Genomic DNA, 2,021 nt, shown 5'->3' with positions numbered 1-2,021 from the left:
AGCGCGGCCACGCCTCGGGTCCAGCGGGACAGGAACGAGCAATCGGGTGCGGCCGATGTCATCGGGTGCTCCTTAGCGGACGCGGGTATGGGGAACGCCTGTTATCGCTCACATATCGCAACCTAGGCCCGAAACATCTGATGAATCTTCCGGCGATTCGAACTATAGAGAGATCTCGATGTGTAGTCAACGGTTCGACGGAAGTTTGTTGGTGCACCTAGCGCTAAACTGCCGAGGTCGCGCGCCACGCGGGTCATCGGTTCGGGCCCGCGCGCCGGAACCCAGTTCCTGGTGGACGTTCCGACCGTGCACAGCGCACTGCTGGAGTCCAGCGGCGGCGCGAGCGCGGTGGCCTTGTTCAGTTTCGAGTCCCACCTGACGCGGTGGGTCGAGTATCGATAGTTCTTGCTCGGCGCGCGACCTCCCGGTCGCGGGTCGGAACGAGCTTGCCGTCGACGATGAGCACGGTGTCGGGCGCGAAGCGCTTGCGCGGGCGAAGGGCCAGTTTGGGGCCGAGGTCGTCGATGATGCGGCCGGCGGCGGACTTCGAAACGCCGAACAGCAGCGCGAGCTGGCGCAGAGTCAGGTTGGTCCGCCAGTAAGTGGTCACCAGCAGGATGCGGTCGATCAATGGCAGGATCCACGGCCGGCCCGGTCGCGGCGCGTCGGCGCCCTCGAGCTCCAGCTGGCGCACCAGCCTGGCGAACACGCGCGGTCGCAGACCCGAGAACGGCTCCACCCAACACGCCTCAGGCGCCGCCACCACACCCATCCGAAGATGTTAAGTCGTTGGGCCATAAGGAATGACGCGGCAGCCATCAGGAGACGGACCTGAGCACGCTGCTCCGGACGGAAACGAGTCCGGTCAGCACGCCCGCGCGGTGAGGACGGGCTGGAAGAAGCCGGTGTCTTCGCTGGTCTTCCATTCGGGATCGGTGAATCCTGCCTCCATGGCGAATTCGGCCAGCTGCCGTTGGGTGAGCGCCCAGTAGGTGGCCCGTCGCACCCGGACGGACCAGGTCGGCCCGTCGGGGACGAGCTGGAAATGCTCGAGATCGTAATGCTCCCCATCGTCGTGCCATTTCCACAGCTGGAAGGTGATGGTCCTGCCACCTTCAGGTGCGGTGGAGAGCTGGGGCGGCGTCGAGGTCGGACGCGCTTCAAGGAGCTCCTCGTAGGGACGGGTGCTGACCATCAGCAGCCCCCGATGCCGAAGCACGCGGCGCATCTCGGACAGCGCCTTGCGCACGTCCCGCGCGTCGAGCAGATGGGGCAGCGAGTTGTCGGCACTGACTACGACGTCGAACTGCTTGTCAGCGAACGGAAGCTGCCGCATGTCCGCCGCTGCCGCGACCAGGGGGACGTCACGCCGTTCCGCTTCAATGACGGCACGAGCGACCGCCGCAACACTGATATCGGTACCCGTGACGCGGTGGCCGCAGCGTCCGAGCGCGATAGTCTGCGTGCCAATGCCGCACGAGCAGTCCAGGATCGAGGCGCGCTCCACGCCCAGCTCGGACCGGATCACCGCGTCCAGGGCTTCCCCCTGCCGCGCCATGCTCGCCTCCCAATCCGCATAGACCAGGTGGTAGTCGTCCGCGAGCAAGTCGTAGAAACGGGCGACCGGTGACTTTCCATGCATGAAGCCAGGTTAACGGCCGAGTCCCTCGATGGCGAACAAGCGAGGATCATGCGTTTTCTCATGGTGGTCGAACCGTATGGGCTGCACCGGGATGAAACGATCGCTGTGAACCCCCGGTCTGGTAATACGGCCTGCCCTACCCAAGGCTCGGTGCGCACGCTCGCAACGCGACTTGGATTCCAGGCGTTCGTTTGCTGGCCTGAAGTCCACCAGCACGTCAGACCGAGGGTGGTGGGCCAGCCCGCAGGAACCAGCTCGGGTTAGCGGGGTTGCACAGCTCGCTGCGAATTCCTTGCCGCGTCGACAGAAGCGGGGGGGGGGGGGGGGGGGGGGGGGGGCCCCGCCGGGGATCGACCAGGGGGGGGGGGGACGGCGGGTG

General features: G+C 66.2%; 1 protein-coding gene and 1 pseudogene. Both read right to left on the bottom strand.

The window, feature by feature from the left end; genetic code table 11:
* Positions 1-329: 329 nt before the first annotated feature.
* Positions 330-772: pseudogene (locus O1R50_RS25385) on the bottom strand (helix-turn-helix domain-containing protein); the annotation flags it as partial.
* 93 nt (positions 773-865) lie between these two features.
* Complete coding sequence (locus O1R50_RS25380; RefSeq protein ID WP_270113053.1) at positions 866-1,642, bottom strand: class I SAM-dependent methyltransferase; 777 nt, start codon at positions 1,640-1,642, stop codon at positions 866-868.
* Between the last annotated feature and the right edge of the window lie 379 nt (positions 1,643-2,021).

Source organism: Glycomyces luteolus, assembly GCF_027622875.1.
In the GTDB taxonomy this organism is placed as follows: domain Bacteria; phylum Actinomycetota; class Actinomycetes; order Mycobacteriales; family Micromonosporaceae; genus Glycomyces; species Glycomyces luteolus.
This window is presented reverse-complemented; position numbering and strand designations above follow the sequence as displayed.